At 63.8% G+C, this 19,704-nt stretch carries 16 protein-coding genes; 14 read left to right on the plus strand and 2 right to left on the minus strand.

Annotation, left to right across the window (positions count from 1 at the left end; all coding sequences use genetic code 11):
- The first annotated feature begins 57 nt into the window (after nucleotides 1-57).
- On the plus strand, nucleotides 58-3,954 hold the full coding sequence (locus tag Bravens_RS07630) for an efflux RND transporter permease subunit (protein ID WP_062021980.1): 3,897 nt from the start codon (nucleotides 58-60) through the stop codon (nucleotides 3,952-3,954).
- A complete protein-coding gene (locus Bravens_RS07635; protein WP_062021983.1) occupies nucleotides 3,941-4,816 on the plus strand; it encodes a CPBP family intramembrane glutamic endopeptidase in 876 nt (291 codons plus the stop codon). Before Bravens_RS07630 ends, Bravens_RS07635 begins: the two co-directional genes overlap by 14 nt.
- Before the next feature lie 846 nt (nucleotides 4,817-5,662).
- Here Bravens_RS07635 and Bravens_RS07640 read toward each other — a convergent pair.
- Nucleotides 5,663-6,337 carry a VOC family protein gene (locus Bravens_RS07640; protein ID WP_062021986.1) on the minus strand — a complete coding sequence of 225 codons (675 nt, stop codon included), beginning with the start codon at nucleotides 6,335-6,337 and terminating at the stop codon, nucleotides 5,663-5,665.
- Nucleotides 6,338-6,547: 210 nt separating this feature from the next.
- Nucleotides 6,548-7,033, minus strand: coding sequence for an inorganic diphosphatase (locus Bravens_RS07645; protein ID WP_019174538.1), 486 nt, complete (start codon nucleotides 7,031-7,033; stop codon nucleotides 6,548-6,550).
- A 96-nt stretch (nucleotides 7,034-7,129) separates the two neighbouring features.
- Here Bravens_RS07645 and dacB point away from each other — a divergent pair, with 96 nt between their 5' ends.
- From dacB to Bravens_RS07705, 12 genes are read left to right on the plus strand one after another with little or no spacing between them, the layout of a single operon-like run.
- On the plus strand, nucleotides 7,130-8,647 hold the full coding sequence (gene dacB / locus Bravens_RS07650; RefSeq protein ID WP_062021989.1) for a D-alanyl-D-alanine carboxypeptidase/D-alanyl-D-alanine endopeptidase: 1,518 nt from the start codon (nucleotides 7,130-7,132) through the stop codon (nucleotides 8,645-8,647).
- Complete coding sequence (locus Bravens_RS07655) at nucleotides 8,644-9,753, plus strand: zinc-dependent metalloprotease (protein WP_167346396.1); 1,110 nt, start codon at nucleotides 8,644-8,646, stop codon at nucleotides 9,751-9,753. Before dacB ends, Bravens_RS07655 begins: the two co-directional genes overlap by 4 nt.
- A 5-nt stretch (nucleotides 9,754-9,758) precedes the next feature.
- Nucleotides 9,759-10,889 (plus strand): tRNA lysidine(34) synthetase TilS, encoded by a 1,131-nt coding sequence (gene tilS / locus Bravens_RS07660; RefSeq protein WP_062021995.1) that lies wholly within the window; start codon nucleotides 9,759-9,761, stop codon nucleotides 10,887-10,889.
- Between the two features lie 37 nt (nucleotides 10,890-10,926).
- Entirely contained in the window at nucleotides 10,927-11,478 is a 552-nt protein-coding gene (gene hpt, locus Bravens_RS07665; RefSeq protein ID WP_062021998.1) for a hypoxanthine phosphoribosyltransferase, read from the plus strand.
- A 47-nt stretch (nucleotides 11,479-11,525) separates the two neighbouring features.
- Nucleotides 11,526-13,697 (plus strand): ATP-dependent zinc metalloprotease FtsH, encoded by a 2,172-nt coding sequence (gene ftsH, locus Bravens_RS07670; protein WP_062022000.1) that lies wholly within the window; start codon nucleotides 11,526-11,528, stop codon nucleotides 13,695-13,697.
- Nucleotides 13,697-14,260, plus strand: a complete 564-nt coding sequence (gene folE / locus Bravens_RS07675) for a GTP cyclohydrolase I FolE (protein ID WP_019174544.1) — start codon at nucleotides 13,697-13,699, stop codon at nucleotides 14,258-14,260. Before ftsH ends, folE begins: the two co-directional genes overlap by 1 nt.
- A gap of 5 nt (nucleotides 14,261-14,265) precedes the next feature.
- Nucleotides 14,266-15,108, plus strand: a complete 843-nt coding sequence (gene folP / locus Bravens_RS07680; protein ID WP_040377169.1) for a dihydropteroate synthase — start codon at nucleotides 14,266-14,268, stop codon at nucleotides 15,106-15,108.
- Nucleotides 15,105-16,049: a 2-amino-4-hydroxy-6-hydroxymethyldihydropteridine diphosphokinase gene (folK, locus tag Bravens_RS07685; RefSeq protein WP_062022003.1), complete on the plus strand. Its 945-nt coding sequence runs from the start codon at nucleotides 15,105-15,107 to the stop codon at nucleotides 16,047-16,049. The genes folP and folK overlap by 4 nt, the downstream gene beginning before the upstream one ends.
- A 1-nt stretch (nucleotide 16,050) precedes the next feature.
- The gene (locus Bravens_RS07690) at nucleotides 16,051-16,509 is read left to right on the plus strand and encodes a DUF3180 domain-containing protein (RefSeq protein WP_062022006.1); all 459 of its coding nucleotides are present in this window, start codon (nucleotides 16,051-16,053) and stop codon (nucleotides 16,507-16,509) included.
- Nucleotides 16,506-16,994: a PH domain-containing protein gene (locus Bravens_RS07695; protein WP_019174548.1), complete on the plus strand. Its 489-nt coding sequence runs from the start codon at nucleotides 16,506-16,508 to the stop codon at nucleotides 16,992-16,994. The genes Bravens_RS07690 and Bravens_RS07695 overlap by 4 nt, the downstream gene beginning before the upstream one ends.
- Before the next feature lie 53 nt (nucleotides 16,995-17,047).
- Nucleotides 17,048-18,808 (plus strand): PH domain-containing protein, encoded by a 1,761-nt coding sequence (locus Bravens_RS07700; protein ID WP_167346397.1) that lies wholly within the window; start codon nucleotides 17,048-17,050, stop codon nucleotides 18,806-18,808.
- A gap of 10 nt (nucleotides 18,809-18,818) precedes the next feature.
- Nucleotides 18,819-19,703: a Rossmann-like and DUF2520 domain-containing protein gene (locus Bravens_RS07705; RefSeq protein WP_062022011.1), complete on the plus strand. Its 885-nt coding sequence runs from the start codon at nucleotides 18,819-18,821 to the stop codon at nucleotides 19,701-19,703.
- The last annotated feature ends 1 nt before the right edge of the window (nucleotide 19,704 follow it).

Consider the following 19,704-nt stretch of genomic DNA (forward strand, 5'->3'; position numbering starts at 1 on the left):
TGCGGACCGGGGGTTGACCTCAGGGTGTTCGCAGGGGCCGTCGAATAGGATGGCCGCGTGAAAACACTGACTCGCCTGAGCCTGAAGAACCGCGCCCTCATCGGACTGATCACCGTGGTTGCGGTGATGTTCGGCTTCATCGCCACAGCCCAGCTGAAGCGGGAGCTCTTCCCCGCCTTCGAACTGCCGCAGGCTGTCATCTCCGCCCAATACCCGGGTGCTTCACCCGAAGCAGTGGAGAGCGAAGTCACCGACATCATCGAAAGCGCGATCAGCGGTTCCGAATCAGTCGAATCAGTCAGCTCCACCTCGTCATCCGGTTCGTCCGAAGTGACGGCCGAAGTCGCCTACGGGACCTCGTCAGATGACATCGTCCGCGAACTTGAAGGCGCGATTGCCAAGGTCAAAGAACAGCTGCCCGACGAGGTCGACCCCGTAGTGTTCAGCGGTGCTCTTGATGAGTTCCCCGTCGTCGTCATTTCAGTCGCTTCTGACGGTGACAAAGAAAAACTGGCCGATGACCTCAATTCGGTTGTCGTCCCCGAACTGAAGAAGCTGGCCGGAGTGCGCGCAGCCGCGGTGTCCGGCGCTGACGTCAAACAGGTCAACATCACGGTTGACCAGGAGAAAGTCAAAGACAAGGGTGTCAGCGTCGATGAAATCGCCGGCGTCCTGCAGGCCAACGGCGTTGCCGCCTCGGCCGGTGAAATCGAAGGCGACAACGGGGACGCACCGGTCGAAGTCGGCGTGCGCATCACGAACCTCGACCAGATCCGCGACCTACAGGTCACGGGCAAGGACGGCCCCCTCAAACTGTCCGAGGTCGCTGAAATCAAGCAGGTGCCCGCACCGGTTGAAAGCATTTCGCGCACCAACGGCAAAGAGTCGCTCACCCTGGCGGTGACGAAGACCCCTGACGCGAACACTGTCGATGTTGCAAACGCCGTGCACGACGCCCTGCCGAAACTGCAGGACAAGGTGCGCGGCAACCCCGAATTCACCACGGTGTTCGACCAGGCCCCGTTCATTCAGCAGTCGATTGACGACCTCGTCCACGAGGGTGTGCTCGGCCTGGTGTTTGCGGTGCTGGTCATCCTGGTGTTCCTGCTGAGCGTGCGGGCGACCATCATCACGGCGATCTCGATTCCGCTGTCGCTGCTGCTGACAATGATCGGTCTGTGGCAGACGGGCTATTCCCTCAACATGCTCACGCTCTCAGCGCTGACCATCTCGATTGGTCGCGTTGTCGATGACTCGATCGTCGTCATTGAGGCCATTCGCCGGCGCCACACGATGGGCGGCACCAAGTTCAGCAACATCCTCGCCGCCGTGGGCGAAGTCGCCGGAGCCATCACCGCTTCCACACTGACGACGGTGGCGGTGTTCCTGCCGCTGGTCTTCGTATCCGGCCAGACGGGCGAGCTGTTCCGTCCCTTCGCTCTGACCACCTCGATCGCCCTGCTGGCATCGTTGCTGGTGGCGCTGACGATCGTGCCGGTTCTGGCATTCTGGTTCCTGCACGCGCGCGAATCCAAAGTTCGCCTTAACCGCGCCCAGAAGAAGGAAATCGCGGCCCGCCGCAAGGAGGGGCTGCGCGGCCTGAAAGCTGAGCGCAAGGAGCGCCGCCGTGCTGGCAAGAAGGGGGCCGCCGCTGCTGAGACCGCCGAGGTGGCGCCGGCTGCCCGGGTGACCTCCACCTCGTCGGCAACTCCGGAAGCCGAGGCGGAGTCGGCTGATGCTGTTTCACCTGATGCCGAAAGCGAGATCGACGAGCTAGAGGGGCTGCGATCACCTGTCACCCGACTGCAGAAGACCTACACGCCGGTCATCGGCTGGACAGTGCGCCACCCGGTGATCACACTCGTCGCCAGCGTCTTGGTGCTGGTGCTCACTCTGGGCCTCGTGCCGCTTCTCAAGACCGACTTCCTGGGCGACATGGGCTCGGACACGCTCAACGCCAGCCAGAAGTTCCCCGCGGGTGTTGGCCTGGAGGAAGCCGGCAAGATTGCCGAGCCGGTTGAAAAGGACATCCTCGCCACGGAAGGTGTAGAGGATCTGAGCTTCACGGTCGGCTCAAGCGAGTTCGACATGGGCGGGGCTTCCGGTTCCGGCCGACTCAACGGCACCTACCTCATCAACCTGTCCGAAGGGGCAAGCGCTGACGAGGTCTCACAGCGCCTGACTGAGAAGTTCAAGGACATGGACCCGGACAAGTCCGGCAGCTTCGAAGTCATGGACAACTCCGGTCCCGGTGGATCGACAATCGACATCACGCTGACGGCAAACGACACAGAAGCGCTGAAGAAGTCCGCCGAAAAGCTCACAAAGAAGCTTGAGAAGACCGACGGCGTGAAGAAGGTCGACAACAGCCTGCGCGCTGTCGGCGATGTCATCCACGTCGACGTGAAGCGCAAAAAGGCAGCCGAATACGGTCTGTCTGAAGCGCAGCTGGGCCAGATCGTCACCCGTGCAATCAACGGGCAGATCATCGGCCAGGTGGTCCTCGACGACGTCACCAACAGCGTCTACCTGTTCGACGGCAACGCGGAGACCATCAGCGATCTCGAAGACATTGAACTGACCGTTATGGTCATGCCCGACGGATCGCCAGTCACGGGAGGTGCCGGTGCTGCCGGTGGCGCAGGAGGTGCTGGTGGCGCTGGTCGCCCGATGGGCGGTGGGCGAGTAGCCGAGCCTGCCTCGAAACCCTCAGACGGCCCGGGTCTGGGCTCCAATCCCGGTTCGACAGACCAGCCGCAGCAGCCGAACCCCGGCGATGAGGGAGGAGAAGGCGGTCAGCAACAGGCACCTCGTGAACCTGGGCAGGAAGGCGGCCAGCAGCCGCAGGCGCCCGGTGACGGAGGGCAGGCACCCGGTGACGGCGGGCAGATGCCTGACGGGCAGATGCCGCAGCAGCCTCAGATGCCCGAAATGCCTCAGATGCCGGAGGTTCCGGAGCCTCCGCAGCCGCAGGAGAAGACGATCAAACTCAGCGAGATCGCCAACATCACGCAGGAGAAGACCGCCCCGGTCATCAGCCACTCCGACGGCCTGCGCTCGGTGACGGTCTCAGCTACTCCCGACGGCGATGACCTCGGAGCGGTGTCCGCCGCGGTGCAAAAGGCCGTCGACGACACGCAGTTGGAGCCGGGCGTCAGCCAGGACACCGGGGGCGTGTCCGCCGAACAGGAAGACGCCTTCAAGCAGCTGGGCCTGGCGATGCTCGCGGCGATCCTCATCGTGTTCATCATCCTGGTGGCCACATTCCGTTCGCTGCTGCAGCCGTTCATTCTGCTGGTGTCCATCCCGTTTGCCGCGACCGGTTCGATCCTCGCGCTGCTCATCACGAACACGCCCATGGGGCTGACGGCCATGATCGGCATGCTCATGCTGATCGGCATTGTGGTGACGAACGCGATTGTGCTCATCGACCTGATCAATCGCTTCCGCGCACACGGGGCGGACCTCAAAACCGCTGTGTTCCACGGGGCGCGCCTGCGCTATCGCCCGATCATCATGACGGCGCTGGCGACGATCTTCGCGCTCACGCCCATGGCCATGGGACTCACCGGTGGCGGCGTGTTTGTATCTAAACCGCTGGCTCTGGCCGTCATCGGCGGTCTCGTGTCCTCGACAATGCTCACACTCATCCTGGTGCCGGTGCTGTACGAACTGCTTGAGGGCTTCAAGGAGCGTCGCGCTGAGAAGCGGGCCGTCAAGGACGGTGCGCGTGCCGCTGTCATCGACAAGGCCGAGGCGGAGGCTACGGGTGAGGCTGAGGCTCAGGCTGAGGCTCAGGCGGGTGCCGATGGTCAGTCGGTGGGTGCCGATAGCCAGGTGGTGGGCGTTGCCGCTGGTCAGGCGGCGGGGGCTTCTGGGCCGGCGAACGATGACCGCCCGACCCAGCCCATGCCGGCAGCCAAACCCGAAACCGGAGGCGATGATCAGCGGTGAGGTGAGCGGCGCCTCGTACCCGGGCAGGTTGACAAGCCCCGCCCGGTGGCGGGCGGAAGTGCTGCTGGTCGCGGGAGTTTCGCTGGGGCAGTCGGCGGTGTACGCCGTCGTGCGGCTGGCGGACATGCTCACGCGCGCACCGCTGAAAGACAGCACTGCGGGGCTCAACCACAGCCAGTCCACGCGGGAAGTTTTTGACCTGGTGTACCAGCTGCTGGGTATCGGGTTCACGCTCGTGCCGGTGGCGCTCGCGCTGTACCTCATGTGGCTTGACGGGCAGGGTTCCGTGCTCGAGCGGCTGGGACTGGGGCGCGGTGTTGGTCGTGGTGCGGGGCGCGGTGCCGGCCCGGATGCGGGATGCGATGCTCGTGGTGGCGGCACTGCGTCTGATGGTGTTTTGCGCGATGGAGCTCGGCGTGCCGCTTGGGGTGATGCCTGGCGTGCCGTTGGGCTGTTTGTGCTGATCGGAGCGGGAACGCTCGTTGTTTATGCCGCTGGGCGAGCGCTCGGTGTGACTGCGCAGATTTCGACGAACAACTTAAACGCCGCGTGGTGGACCGTGCCGGTTCTGCTGCTGCAGGCGGTGAAGAACGGTGTGCTGGAAGAAGTGCTTCTGCTGGGGTTCTTCTGGGATCGGCTGGAAAGACTGCGCTGGTCGCCGTGGGCGATCATCGTGGGGCTGGCGGTTTTCCGCGGAAGCTACCACCTGTATCAGGGGTTCGGCCCCTTTGTTGGCAATGTGCTCATGGGGCTGATCTTCGGCTGGCTGTACATGCGCCGGCGGAGGGTGATGCCGTTCGTCGGTGCGCACTTCCTGCTGGACGCGGTCGGCTTTTTGGTGCCGGGCATCCTGCGCGGCTGAGTGCGCTCGGCGGCTGGGCCAGACTTGCGCGGGCGAATCCGCTCGGGCGCTGGGCCAAACTTGCGCGCTAATGCAGATTCACGCGTTAATGCGGCGCATTTGCGCGCAAAGTTGCATTAAAGCGTAAATCTGGGTTGGACCGGCGGCGTGCGTTGTCACGGTGAATTGCGTTTGGATGGGTAAAGCTCTTACCGGACGGGGTAGCCCGCCGGGGTGGCTGGGCCAAACTCACGCGCTAATGCAGATTCACGCGTTAATGCGGCGCATTTGCGCGCAAAGTTGCATTAAAGCGTAAATCTGGGTTGGACCGGCGGCGCGCGTTGTCACGGTGACTGCGTTCGGCTGGTAAAGCCCTTTCAGGACGGGGTAGCCCGCCGCGGCGGCTGGGCCAGACTTGCGCGCTAATGCAGGTTCACGCGTTAATGCGGCGCATTTGCGCGCAAAGTTGCATTAAAGCGTAAATCTGGGTTGGACCGGCGGCGTGCGTTGTCACGGTGACTGCGTTTGGATGGGTAAAGCCCTTTCAGGACGGGGTAGCCCGCCGTGGCGGCTGGGCCAGACTTGCGCGTTAATGCAGTTTCACGCGTTAATGCGGCGCTTTTACGCGCAAAGTTGCATTAAAGCGTGAAACTGGGTTGGACCGGCGGCGCGTGTTGTCACGGTGACTGCGTTTGGATGGGTAAAGCTCTTACAGGACGGGGTAGCCCGCCGGGGCGGCTGGGCCAAACTTGCGCGCTAATGCAGATTCACGCGTTAATGCGGCGCTTTTACGCGCAAAGTTGCATTAAAGCGTGAATCTGCCTTGGCACGGCGACACTGCGCATCCACGCCGCAGCCGCCGCGCCCTTACAGAACGACGCGGCCCTGCGGTGTGGTGAAGGTGACGGACATGATGCCCGGCTCGCCATGCGGAGCCACCCAGTCGATGCCGATTTCCGGGATGGGCTTGTGGGCGTCGGTGCCCAGCCAGTCGCGCACGCGGTCGCGGCTTCCGGCGATCTGCAGCGATTCAATGGCAACAGCGTCGTCGCCGGTGAGTTCGCCGCTGCCGTCCAGCTTGTTCTGCGGGCGGGCTGATGGGTGCAGTTCAGCGGGGGAGACCCAGTGGATGAAGTACGGCAGCTGGCCGTCGGCGATGACGCCCTTCACGCCGATCTGCTTCCAGTGGATTTCCTCTGAGCCTTCCGGGGTGCGGTTGCCGTCGACGGCTTTGCGCTCAAGGCGATCCTCAACCTTGGCCAGGTTGTTGACGCTGACGCACCACGCCATCCAGCCGCCGCCCCTGTCAGACCGCGCCCTTGTGGCCTGCCCGAACGGGGTTGCCAGCGCTGCCGGGTGCTCGAGGGCTTCAACGACCTCGAGGTAGTGCCCGTTTGCCAGCGGGAAGATCAGGTTCCGCGTTCCGAACCGCGGGTGGATTCCGCCGTCGTAGTAGGTGATGCCGAGTTGTTCTGCCAGACGGTCAGCCGTGGCGTGCAGACCGTCCTGCTGAGCGGCGAACGAAACATGGTCCAGATTCATACCCTGAGCGTGGCACAGATCTCATTTTCACGTGACTTAGGTATACCTAACTTTCTTGCCCTGAGTGCTGCTGGGCCGCTTCTTATCTGACGAGGCGCCGCTCGCCACCTGCCGTCATCTTCGGGTTCCGCTGGGGCCCGGGGGCATGAAAAAGCGGGTGGGAGCGGCTTGCGCTCCCGCCCGCTTTCAGCAGTCAGGTTTTAACAGCGGTCAGGCTTCGGCCTTGAAGCGGTCAATCGATTCCTGAACGATCTTTTCGGCGACTTCGCGGCCAGCCCATTCGGAGCCCTTGACGAACTTGTTCGGTTCGAGGTCCTTGTAGTGGACGAAGAAGTGCTCGATGGCGTCCAGCTGGAACTTGTCGACATCCTTGACGTCCTGGATGGCGTCGAAGCGTGGGTCGTCAGCGAGGACTGCGAGGACCTTGTCGTCGCCGCCGGCTTCGTCTTCCATGCGGAAGACGCCGATGGGGCGGGCATCCAGCTGGCAGCCGGGGAACACGGATTCGTGCAGCAGGACCAGAACGTCGAGCGGGTCGCCGTCTTCGCCGAGCGTGTCCTCAAAGAAGCCGTAGTCAGTGGGGTAGGCCATCGAGGTGAACAGGTAGCGGTCGAGCTTGACCCGTCCGGTTTCGTGGTCGACTTCGTACTTGTTGCGCGAACCCTGCGGGATTTCGATGGTGGCGAGAAGTTCCAAGAGATTTTCTCCTTACAGCTGGATGATCCTTAAGGATTCCATGATTGACAGGCGTCACAATTAGCATAGTGAAGGCCAGAAAGAGGTGAGTAATCGGTGAGCAGATCACGTGCCCGCAAGAATAAGCGCCGCAGTGGGCGCGGGCGTGCAAAGGCGATCGGCGGCACTGCCGCGATTGTCGTGGCCGCTTTGACCGGATACGCCGCTCTCGATGCCCTCGACGCAGTTCCCGGCGTTCTCACCGTTGTGCCGACCTCCGGCGGGAGCCCAGCTCCCGCACTTTCCGGAACTCCACCTCGGGCGCTTGATATTGCGGAACTCGACTCCAATGCGCCCGTGCCGAAGAAGATCGCCCCGGTCGTTGAAGACGCGTTCAAGAAAAGCGGCTTCAAGGGCAAAGCCGGCATCGACATTCGCGATGCCGCAACCGGCGAAGTCCTCTACACGAAAGACGCCGGTGCGGACCGCACCCCGGCATCCGTGACGAAGGTGCTGACCTCAGCGGCGGCTCTCGGGGCTCTGGGCGCTGATCACACGTTCACCACATCGGCCCGCCTGGATTCTGCAGAGGGAACCAGTGCTGCACTGGCTCTTGTGGGCGGCGGCGACGTCATGCTCGGGAAGGGTGAATCCAAACCGGGCGCCGTCAACGGCCGTGCAGGCCTGGGCACACTCGCTGAGGACACTGCGCACGAACTCAAAAAGCGCGGTGTGGACACGGTCGAGGTCTACGCGGACGTTTCCCGCTACACCGGCCCGCGGTTCAGCAAAGACTGGGACCGCGACGACATCGGATACGGCTTCATCACGAACATGGACCCGCTCATGGTTTCCATGGGGTCGAAGACCGGCGAATACAAAGCGCCGCGCACACCCGAACCCGCCCGGGATGCTCTTCGCGACTTTGCCGACGCTCTCACCGACAAGGGTCTCAAGGTCGACATCCGCAACCCTGATGTGCAGACCGAACCGCCAGCCGAAGAAGCCGCGCCGCTGCACGCGGACGGCACCGGCGATGACGGCAAAGACAAGAACGACGACGGCGCCGGCACGCAGCAAGGCCCGGCCGTTATCGCTGAAGTCCAGTCCGCCCCGGTGTCCAGCGTTGTGCGGCACGCACTGCAGCGTTCAGACAACATCGTGTCGGAAGCCCTCGGCCGTGAAGTCGCGCTGGCTCGCGGCGCGGAAGGCTCCGTGAGCTCAGCGGCGGCGGAAGTCCTGCAGCAGCTTAAAGACATGAACGTCGACACCGGCAGCATCCGCCTGCACGACACATCGGGCCTGTCGTACAAGAACCGCATTTCCCCGCACGATCTGACCGGCATCGTCGTGGCCGCCGCACAGTCCGATGACAGCCTGTCGCAGCTCATTCCCGGCATGCCGGTGGGTGGTCTCAACGGTACGCTCATCTACCGCTACGCAGAAGGCGGGGCGGCCGGAAAGGTGTCAGCCAAAACAGGCACGCTGGCAACTGTGGCGAGCCTGTCAGGAACCGTTCTCACGGCTGATGGCCGCCTGCTGGCGTTTTCGATGATGACCGAAGGCGGAGTCGGCAGTGCCCGCCAGGCCATCGATGAAGCCGTAACCGGTCTGTCCAAGTGCGGGTGCCGGTGACAGTGCGCATCCACGTTCCGTCCGCGCTCGCCGCTGCCCGCGAATCCACTCCCGCCGGCCCCAAGGTGACGGCTGCAGAGGGTGAGGCCCTGGTGCTGGAAATGCGCGAAGCGGCTGAAACCTCGTTCGACCTGCTTCTGGACGCCATGCGTCTAAGCCGCGAGGTCGAAGATGCCGCCCGGCAGCGCGCGGCATCCGACAGGGTGCTCGTGGTCGACCGGATGGGCTGGGTGAAGGCCAATGCGCTCATGCTCACGGAACTGCTGGAGCACCTGGACTCTCCGGAGTCCGGTACGGCTGCGGATGACAGCACCCGCTCCCGAGGTGGAATCGGCACTGCTCTCAACACGGCTCGGCAGAAGCTCAGGCTTGCGCGCTCCGGAGCCGAAGCGCGGACGAACGGCGTGCAGCTGGGTGCTGTCCTGGGAATTCTTTCGCGCCGAGTGCTGGGACAGTACGAGCCCATGCGCAGACCGGGAGCACTCATCCTGAACGCACCGACGATCCTCGAAATGGAACAGCGCATGGAGTTCGAACCGCGCGATTTCCGCCTGTGGGTTGCCTTCCACGAAACCACTCACCGCGTGCAGCTGGCGCTGGCACCGTGGATTCGCGACGAGGTGATCGACCGGATCGGCCGTCTGCTGGACACGGATGAATCACTGGGGGACCTTCTGGGCCAGCTGCCAGAAGCGCTGCGCGGCGAAGTGTCACTGGCGACCGCGGCACTCAGCCCTGAGGGGCAGCGCGCAATGGAAGACGTCACCGCAATCATGACGCTGCTGGAAGGCCACGCCGACGTCATGATGGACCGCGCCGGCAAACGAGTCATTCCCAGTGTTCGCCGCATTCGCCGCGTGTTCAATGCCAACCGCCGCTCGGACTCGGGTCTGCGCGCGGCGGCCATGCGGCTCATGGGATCGGACGACAAGCTTGCCCAGTACGAAGACGGGGCACGTTTTGTGCGCACCGTCATCCGCAAGGCGGGAATGGACGGCTTCAACCGCGTGTGGTCATCACCGGATGCCCTGCCGAGCGCGGCCGAGCTGCAGGACCCTGAAATGTGGGTGTCCAGGGTTGTGTCAGACCCTCCGGGCACACTGTAGGACCTATGGAAAGCAAAGCGGACAGCAGCGGCCAGTGTGGCGACGGCCAGCGCGGCCGCGGTCAGAACGGCGGCGAGCGCAAGGCTGGCGGCGGCCTCGCGCCGCAGCATCGCCGTCCTCGCCTGGATCCCGATTCAGCCGCCATCCGCCGTGCCATTGCCGACTGCCTGCCTGATGAACCCGGCCGGTTCATCGTCGCGGTCTCCGGCGGACCGGACTCGGTGGCGCTCGCGGCAGCGTGCGCACACTTGGATGCAACGACCGAGCACTCATTCACCGCTGTCATCGTTGACCACGGCCTGCAGCCGGGGTCAGCACACATCGCAGTGCGCACAGCCGGAATGGTCGTGAGCCTCGGGCTGCCCGCGGTTGTGCGCACAGTGAAGGTCGAACGCACAGCCAGCGGCCTGGAAGCCGATGCCCGGTCTGCCCGCTACGGGGTACTTGAGGAAGCGCGCATCGCAGTCGGTGCGCAAGCCGTTCTCACCGGCCACACCCGCGACGACCAAGCAGAAACTGTTCTGCTGGGCCTGCTGCGCGGTTCGGGCAGTCGCGCACTTGCCGGCATGCGCCCGCGAACCGGAACCGTTTGGCGGCCCCTGCTGGGCATTGAGCGCAGGCAGACTGTGGCCTCGGCCTACGCACAGCGCATCCCCGTGTGGCACGACCCCATGAACCGCGACCCCGACTACACGCGCGTGCGCCTCAGACAACAAGTGCTGCCAGCGCTGACCGACCACCTGGGGGAGGGCGTGAAGGGCAACCTGGCCCGCACGGCAGAACTCGCAGCCTTCGATGCCGACTACCTTGACCGGCGGGCGGCCCGCATGGCCGAAAGCCTGATAGAAGCCGATCATCTGAGCGCACAGACGGCACAGCTGCCGCCGGCACTCGGCACTCGCGTCATCCAGAAGTGGCTTCATCAGCAGCTGCGCACACCGGATCAGCTCAGTGCAGAACACGTCCTCGGCGCGTGGCGAGCTCTGAACGGCGGCCCACAGCCCCTGTCCATGCCGGGCGGCATGAGTCTTGAGCGGACCGACCGTGGTGACCTCCGCCTCGTGCCCGGTGACCGACCCAAGCGCAGAAGTGACAAAGGTTTCCCACACCAGACGGAGGGCCAGCGGGTATGCTGATGGGCGTCTCGGCTGGCGCGAGCAGAAAGGACACCGAGTGGACCAGAACGACCTCGGATCGGACATCGAGAAGATCCTCGTAACGGAAGAGCAGATCAACACCCGCCTGCGGGAAATGGCTGCTGAAATCGACCGCGACTACGAAGGCAAAGACCTGCTGATCGTCGGTGTCCTCAAGGGCGCTGTCATGGTCATGGCGGACCTTGCACGCGCACTGCACTCGCACGTCACGATGGACTGGATGGCAGTGTCCTCCTACGGTTCCGGCACCAAATCCTCCGGTGTTGTGCGCATCCTCAAAGACCTCGACACCGACCTTTCGGGCCGCCACGTGCTCATCGTCGAAGACATCATCGACTCCGGCCTGACCCTGTCGTGGCTGCTGTCGAACCTCAAGTCCCGCGGTGCTGCCAGCGTTGAGATCTGCACCATGCTGCGCAAGCCCGAAGCCATCAAGGTCGACATCGACGTCCGCTACACCGGCTTCGACGTGCCGAACGAATTCGTGATCGGCTACGGCCTCGACTACGCGGAGAAGTACCGCAACCTGCCGTTCGTCGCCACCCTGGCGCCGCACGTCTACAGCTGAACCGAACCACCCGCCCACCGCGACCGGAACCGCACAGAGAAGAGCCAATGGCAGATAAGAAAGTGAACACGCCCGCTGTCAAGAAGTGGGCCCGCGGCCCATTCGTCTGGGTTGTTCTTGCCCTCATCATCGTGTCGATCGGAGCTTCGCTCCTGGCCGGGGGCGGCTTCAAGCGCATTGACACCAATCAGGGTCTGCAGCTTCTCGAAGACAAAAAAGTCGAACAGGTCAAGGTCGTCGACGGCGATCAGCGCGTCGACATGGTGCTGAAGGACGACTTCAAGGTCGGCGACCGCGAATACGGCAAGCGGGTGCAGTTCTTCTACGTTGAACCCCGCGGCGAACAGGTGATCAAGGCCGTTGACTCGGCTGATGTTTCCAAGGGCTTCACGGACGAGGTGCCCAAGCGGTCGTTCCTGACGTCTCTTCTTCTGAACCTGGTTCCGTTCCTGCTGATCGGACTCGTGTTCTGGTTCCTGCTGACGCGCATGTCTGCCGGCGCGGGCGGAATCATGAACTTCGGCAAGTCCAAGGCGAAGATGATCCAGAAGGAAGAACCTGACGTCACCTTCGCCGATGTCGCCGGTGTTGACGAAGCCCTCGAGGAACTCGAAGAAATCAAGGAGTTCCTGTCCGAACCGAAGAAGTTCACCGACGTCGGGGCGAAGATCCCCAAGGGTGTTCTCCTGTACGGTTCACCCGGTACCGGTAAGACCCTGCTTGCTCGTGCCGTAGCCGGCGAGGCGGGGGTTCCGTTCTTCTCGATGTCCGGTTCGGACTTCGTCGAAATGTACGTCGGTGTTGGCGCCAGCCGTGTGCGCGACCTTTTCGAACAGGCGAAGGACAATTCGCCGTGCATCATCTTCATTGACGAAATCGACGCGGTCGGCCGTCAGCGCGGCGCCGGCATGGGCGGCGGAAACGACGAACGCGAACAGACGCTCAACCAGCTGCTGGTCGAAATGGACGGCTTCGACCCCACGAAGAACATCATCCTCATGGCGGCCACCAACCGCCCCGACGTGCTTGACCCCGCGCTGCTGCGCCCGGGCCGCTTCGACCGGCAGATCGCGGTAGAAGTACCCGACATGAAGGGCCGTGCGCACATCCTCAAGGTCCACTCAAAGGGCAAGCCCCTGGCTGATGAAGTCGACCTGAACGCCGTTGCCAAGCGCACGCCCGGTTTCTCCGGTGCTGACCTTGCAAACGTCATGAACGAAGCCGCACTTCTCACAGCGCGTTCGAACCAGACCGTCATCGACAACACGATCATGGACGAAGCCATTGACCGTGTGATCGCCGGTCCGCAGAAGCGCACCCGCCTGATGAACGACAAAGAGCGCATGGTCACCGCCTACCACGAAGGCGGACACGCGCTGGTCGCTGCGGCGATGAACCACACCGACCCGGTCACGAAAATAACCATCCTGCCGCGCGGCAAGGCTCTCGGCTACACCATGGTCATGCCGACAGAAGACAAGTACTCGGTCACCCGCAACGAACTGCTGGACCAGCTGGCCTACGCGATCGGCGGTCGTGCCGCCGAGGAAATCGTGTTCCACGATCCTTCGACCGGTGCGTCGAACGACATCGAAAAGGCCACGAGCACGGCCCGCAAGATGGTCACCCAGTACGGCATGAGCGAAAAGATCGGCATGGTCAAGCTCGGCGACGAAGGCGGCGACCCGTTTGCCGGCCGCGGAGGCACGGGCGAAGTCGGCACAGCAGAGGCCACCAAGCTCATCATCGACGAAGAAGTGCGCACACTCATCGACACAGCCCACGCCGACGCCTACTGGGCTCTCAACACCAACCGCGCGATCCTCGACCAGCTGGCCTACGAACTGCTGGAACGCGAAACCCTCGACGAAGCTGATCTCAAGCGCATTTTCGCCGACGTGCAGAAAGCACCGAAGCGCGAAGTGTGGCTGACCAGCGAAGACCGCCCGGTCTCTGACATTCCGCCCATCACACCGCCGGAGCGCCGCGAAAACGCCGGCGACTGGCGCGATGCCGTTGCTCGCCGCGCTGAAGAGCGCCGCCAGCAGGAAGAGGACGCACAGGGCTCCGGCCAACAGGGCTCCGGCGAAGAATCAGTGCAGCACCCTCAGCAGGATCCCTACGGCCAGCCGGGTCAGCAGAACCCCGGTTACCAGTACCCCGGCTACCCGGAGCACCCTGACCAGCAGCCTCCGCACGGTTCAGAGGACGACCGCTGATGGCGGATCTGCCCAAGATCGAAGCTGCCGTCCGCAGCATCCTCGAAGCGATCGGCGAAGACCCCGACCGCGACGGTCTGAAAGACACGCCCAAGCGAGTCGCGAAGTCCTATGCCGATCTGTGCCGGGGCCTGGGCCAGACAGCAGACGACCTCCTCGAAGTCAGTTTCGACATCGGGTACGACGAAATGGTGCTCGTCAAAGACATCGAAATGTTCTCGATGTGCGAACACCACCTGCTGCCGTTCCACGGCAAGGCCCACGTGGGCTACATCCCCGGCCCGGAAGGCCGGGTCACGGGACTGTCGAAGCTCGCCCGCCTGGTCGAGGTCTATGCCCGACGCCCGCAGGTGCAGGAAAGGCTCACCACTCAGATCGCGGATGCCCTGGTGGACAACCTCAACGCCCGCGGCGTGATCGTCGTAGTCGAAGCTGAGCATCTGTGCATGTCGATGCGCGGTGTGCAGAAGCCCGGCGCGAAAACCCTGACCTCGGCGGTGCGCGGACAGCTGCGCGATCCCGCAAGCCGCGCAGAGGCCATCAGTCTGATCCAGGGCGGGTGAAGCACATGCGCACCAAGATCATGGGCGTGCTCAACGTAACGGCTGACTCCTTTTCCGACGGGGGCCGCTACCTCGACTACGACAAAGCGGTTGAGCACGCGCTCAACCTTGTCGAACAGGGCGCGGACATCATCGACGTCGGCGGTGAATCAACTCGCCCCGGCTCCACCCGAGTCCCGGAAGACGAAGAGATCGCACGCGTCGTGCCGGTCGTCGAAAAGCTCGTGTCCGAAGGTGTGACGGTCAGCGTTGACACCATGCGGGCCTCCACCATGGAGCGCGCTTTGGACGTCGGCGCGCACATCATCAACGACGTTTCGGCCGGCAAAATGGACAGCCGCATGTTTGACGTTGCCGCGAAATCCGATGCTGAGCTCATTGTCATGCACTGGCGGGGTCTGCTGACGGACGCGCGTGCCACCCACACCTATGACGATGTGGTGGCCGAGGTCCGCGATGAACTTCTGGAGCGTGTTGACGCGGCTTTGGACGCTGGGGTGAAGAGTGAGCGGATCATCCTCGACCCCGGCCTGGGCTTTGCAAAAGATGCCGAGCACAACTGGCAGCTGATGGCCGGAATCGATGAATTCAACCAGCTGGGCTACCGACTGCTGGTTGCCGGATCGCGCAAGCGCTTCCTGGCTTCGCTCATCAATCCTGACAACCCGGCAGCCGCCAGCGAAGCTGACCGGGATGCCGCAACCGCAGCAATCACCGCCGTGTCCGCTCGCGCCGGAGCGTGGGCTGTGCGCGTGCACGACGCCCGCACCTCCTATGTGGCTGCCGCTGTGTGCGATGCAATCGACAAAGCCGGTCACGACTACCAGCTGAAGAAGCAGCGGCAATGACGCACGAAATCCACCTGACAGGCCTGCGCGTCTACGGCCACCACGGTGTTTTCGACTTCGAAAAGACCGACGGCCAGGAATTCAGTGTGGACGTCAGGCTCAGCGGCGACTTCAGCCGCGCCGCCAGCACCGACCGCCTGGAGGACACGGTCGACTACGGGGCAGTGGCGGACCTCGCCGCCACGATCGTCAGCACCGAGCGCTACGACCTGATAGAAGCACTCGCCGCCCGCATCGCAGACGCCATCGCGGGAACCATCACGATTCCCTGCCAGGTGGAAGTCACGGTGCACAAACCGTCGGCACCGATCGCCCATGACTTCACGGACGTCACAGTTCGGGCAGAAGCCGTCAGCAGCGGCACGGCGGGTGAGGCCGCTCAGGGGAGCGGCACCTCGTCAGACCAGCGGATAACAGCGGTCCTGTCGTTGGGAGCAAACCAAGACAACCCGCGCGGGCAGCTGGAAGACGCCCTGCGCGCCATTGACCGCCTGCCGCGGGTCCGCGTTGTGCAGACGTCCGGGTTCTATTCGACCGCGCCCGTCGGGGGAGTGGAGCAGGACGACTTCGTCAACTGTGCTGCAGTCATCGAAGCCGCCTGCAGCGCGCGTGAACTCTTGGCTTCCCTGCAGGGGATCGAGGTGGCTCAGGGCCGGGTGCGCGAGGTCCGCTGGGGGCCGCGCACGCTCGACATCGACATCGTCCGACTGGCTGAGTCAGGCCGAGATATAGACAGCCCCGAAGCGCAGATTCTCAGCGACGACCCGGTTCTAACTCTGCCCCACCCCAGGGCGCACGAACGAGCTTTCGTGATGGTTCCGTGGGCAGAAATCCGGCCGCAGGCGCGTATTGGCTTCGGCGGCGAACAGGTTCTCGTGAGCGCTGCCGGCGAACACGTTCAGACAGCCGATCCGGCGCAGACCGTTCGCCGATTGGACTGACATGCGCCCGACAAAAGCATCGAACCTTCTGGCAGGCGGAGCCATCGGGCTCATGGTCGGGGCCGCCGGATCCTGGGTCCTGGAAAGCTGGGGCAGTCCCGCTCCCGAAGTGCCGTGGCCGGCAATCGTCGGCATGCTCCTGCTGGGCGGCACGCTCCTGGTGCTCGGCATTCCGATCAAGAGGTGGAACGACGGCGAACGCAAACAGCCGATCGATCCGCTGCAGGCCGCCCGAGTCGCCATGATGGCCAAAGCCTGTTCGCTGACCGGGGCGGCACTGTCCGGCTGGTACCTGGGTTCGGGCATCTACATTCTGCTGTCTGCTGGTTTTCTCCGCACTGGCTCAGCAATGGCCATGTTCGGTACTTTTGTTGTGGCCGCGGGTCTGATGACCGTCGGAATCGTGGTCGAACGTTTCTGCCAACTGCCGCCGGACGATCCTTCAGGAGCAGCCGCATGAGCATTCCCCTGCGCGAACCCGACCTCATCCCCGTAGACAAGCGGCTTGCCCTGGTGCGGCTGCTCAACACGATCATCAGTGCGGCTATCACCAGTGCGATGGCCATCGGAGCCTACTTCACGCTTGACTTCGCCAAACCGTGGATGCTCATTCTTGCTCTGCTGTTCACACTGGGCGGCCCGCTTGTGCGGTGCATCTTCATCTTCCGTCAGGTCAGCGCCATGGGCTACAAAGTCCGGCCCACGGATCTGCTGATTGAAAGCGGCATCATGTACCGCAGAACCGCCGTCGTTCCCTATGCGCGCATGCAGTACGTCGATGTCACCGCAAGCCCGCTGGAACGGTTCTTCGGGCTTGCCACCGTAACGCTGCACACCGCATCAGCAGGGTCGGATGCAACCGTGCCCGGCCTGAAGCGCGCCGACGCTGACCGTCTGCGCGAACTGCTGTCTGAACGTGGCCAGAGCGGTCTGGCGGGCCTGTGATGGCTGCGCCTCAGAAGCGCCTCGAGCCCGGAGTCTGGCACAGGGTTCACCCGATGACTCCCGTCATGCAGATGGGAGGCTTCCTGGTTGCGGCATTCTTCGGAATCGTCATCTTCGCCGGCAATCTGCTGCCGAACCTGATCGGCACGATCTTCACGGGCGGAGGTGCTCTGCGCGAAGGGTCGGAAGCCATCGGCCGTGTGCCGGTGATGTACTTCCTGCTGCCGCTTCTGGGCATCTTCGTCATCGTCGCAGCCGGTGTCGGCCTGCTGTACCTGCAGTGGAAGAAGACCGCCTACCGCTATGACGACCGGGTGGTCGAGTTCAAACACGGCATCGTGGCCAAGGCGCATCGCCACGCGAACTTTCTGCGCATCCAGTCCGTCGATGTCCAACAGCCATTCCTGGCGCGCATTCTCGGTCTGGCAACACTCGTTTTTGATGTTGCCGGCGGAAGCGACTCCAACATCACCATCCTGTACCTGAAGAAGGCACAGGCCGAACAGCTGCGCGACATCATCCTGGCGAACGTCCGCACCGCCAAGGCCGCCGCAGCGCCGGCCGGTCCTGCAGACTCCCTCCCAGGGGCTGCACCCACCCACCCCAATCAGACCGCCCCGGCGGCCGGCTATGCAGGCGGGCAGGTGAGTGGCACCTCGTCAGATGCCGGCCAGCACGGTCATCCCGGGCTGCAGAACCAACCCGGCCAGCCGCGTCACCGGGGGCGGGATGCCAGCGGCACCCAGCACAACCCGGACGCACCCGGCATGCCGGCGGGCGCCAAGATCGTGTCAGCGCTCAGCGGGCACGCGGAGGGTGTCGGCAACGACCTTGCCGGGTCGTTCCAGGAGCTCATCGCGCCGTACACGCGCAGCGGGCGGATCAAACCCGACGGCGAACTCGTTCGCGTTCCGCTGCACCGAACCATCCTGGCAGCCTTTCTGTCCACCGGCGTTTTCATTTCACTCGCCCTGATTCTGCTGGCGATTGCGGCAATCGGCGTGTGCATCGCACTTGCTGTGGGCGGCTACATGAACATCGAAGCCCTTTTCGCAGTGCTCACCACCATGGCGCCCATGGCCTTCGGCTTCGTGATCGCCACATTCCAAATGGTCACCACCAACCTCAAACACGGGAACTTCTCAGCGAAGCTCACCGGTGATGGCGTGCAGATCAGCCAGGGAGTTTTCTCCACCGAACGGGTGCTGGTGCCGCTTGACCGTCTGCAGGCCGTTGAAATCCGCCAGCCATTCATGTGGCGGATAGCCGGCTGGTACCGGGTCATGTTCAACACGGCGGGCGATTCCGGCAAAGAAGGCAAGACTCTTCTGCCGGTGGGCTCGCTGACTGACGTCCAGACCCTCATGGGTCTGGTGCTGCCCGAAGGTGTGGGCGAACTCAACTCCGGCCACGCTGTTGCTCCCGGTGATGTCGTCCACGAGGCTCTCGCTGGCACTTTCCGCAAACCTGCCGGAGTGCCGGGGCTGTTCGCCCAGCAGCCGGGGCGAACCCGCTGGCTTGACCCGCTCAACCGCGCCCGCGCCGGATGGGCCGTCACCAAGGCGGTCATGGCTGTGCGGACTGGACGCTTCACCCGCCGGGCAATCTTTGTGCCCCACGCTCGTGTGCAGTCGCTCGGCTGGAATCAGGGGCCCATCCAGAGGTCCTTCAAGGTCGCAACCATCTACCTGCACTCCACCCGCGGTCCGGTCAGGCCGTACCTTGAACACCTGGACGAACACACCGCACGGAAGCTCCTGTTCGACTACGCGCAGCACACGCAGCGCGCGCGTGCCGCCATGGACGCCGCCTGAGAGGACACACGTGAACCTGGACGACCAAACTCGCCTAGGAGTCGGCATCATCGGCACCGGAAAAGTCGGTGCTGTCATCGGCGCAACCCTGCGAGGGGCCGGGCACGCGATCGTGGGAGTCACAGGGGGTTCTGAAACCACTCTCGACCGCGCCGAGGCGATGCTTCCGGGCATCCCCATTCTCGAGGTGGAGGAAATCCTCGAGCGGGCCGAACTGGTCATCTTCACGGTGCCGGATGATCAGCTGGGTGATCTTGTGTCCGGTCTTGCTGAGCTCGGACGGTTTTCGCCGGGGCAGATCGTCATGCACTTCTCGGGCCGGTACGGGGCGGACATTCTGGCGCCCGCTGCCGCCCGAGGAGCGATCACACTCGCGCTGCACCCGGCCCTGTCGTTCACGGGAACCTCAATGGACCTCGAGAGGCTGCGCCGCACCTCGATCGCTGTGACCGGGCCCAAGACGTTCCTGGCCATTGGGCAGGCACTCGCGGTGGAAATCGGCGGGGAACCCTTCGTTGTGGCCGAAGCTGATCGCGCGCTGTACCACGCAGCGTGTTCGCACGCGTCAAACCACGTGAGCGTCGTCATCGCCCAGGCCATGGAGATGCTCGAATCAATCGGGATCGAAGACCCGGGGCAGGTGCTGGGGGAACTGGTGGCGGCGAGCACGTCGAATGTGCTGCGCAGCGGAGTGCGCACATTGACGGGACCTGTGTCTCGCGGTGACGCATCGACGGTGCGAGCCCACCTGACAGCGCTTGATGAAACAGCGGGAGAACTGGCCGGCACGGGCGATTCTTACCGTGCTGTGGCACGTGCGACGGTCCAGCGGGCGCTTGCCAACGGAACAATCACCGACCAGCAGGCACAGAACATCCTCGACCTCCTGGTCTGAG

The sequence above is a fragment of the Brevibacterium ravenspurgense genome, from assembly GCF_001584615.1.
In the GTDB taxonomy this organism is placed as follows: domain Bacteria; phylum Actinomycetota; class Actinomycetes; order Actinomycetales; family Brevibacteriaceae; genus Brevibacterium; species Brevibacterium ravenspurgense.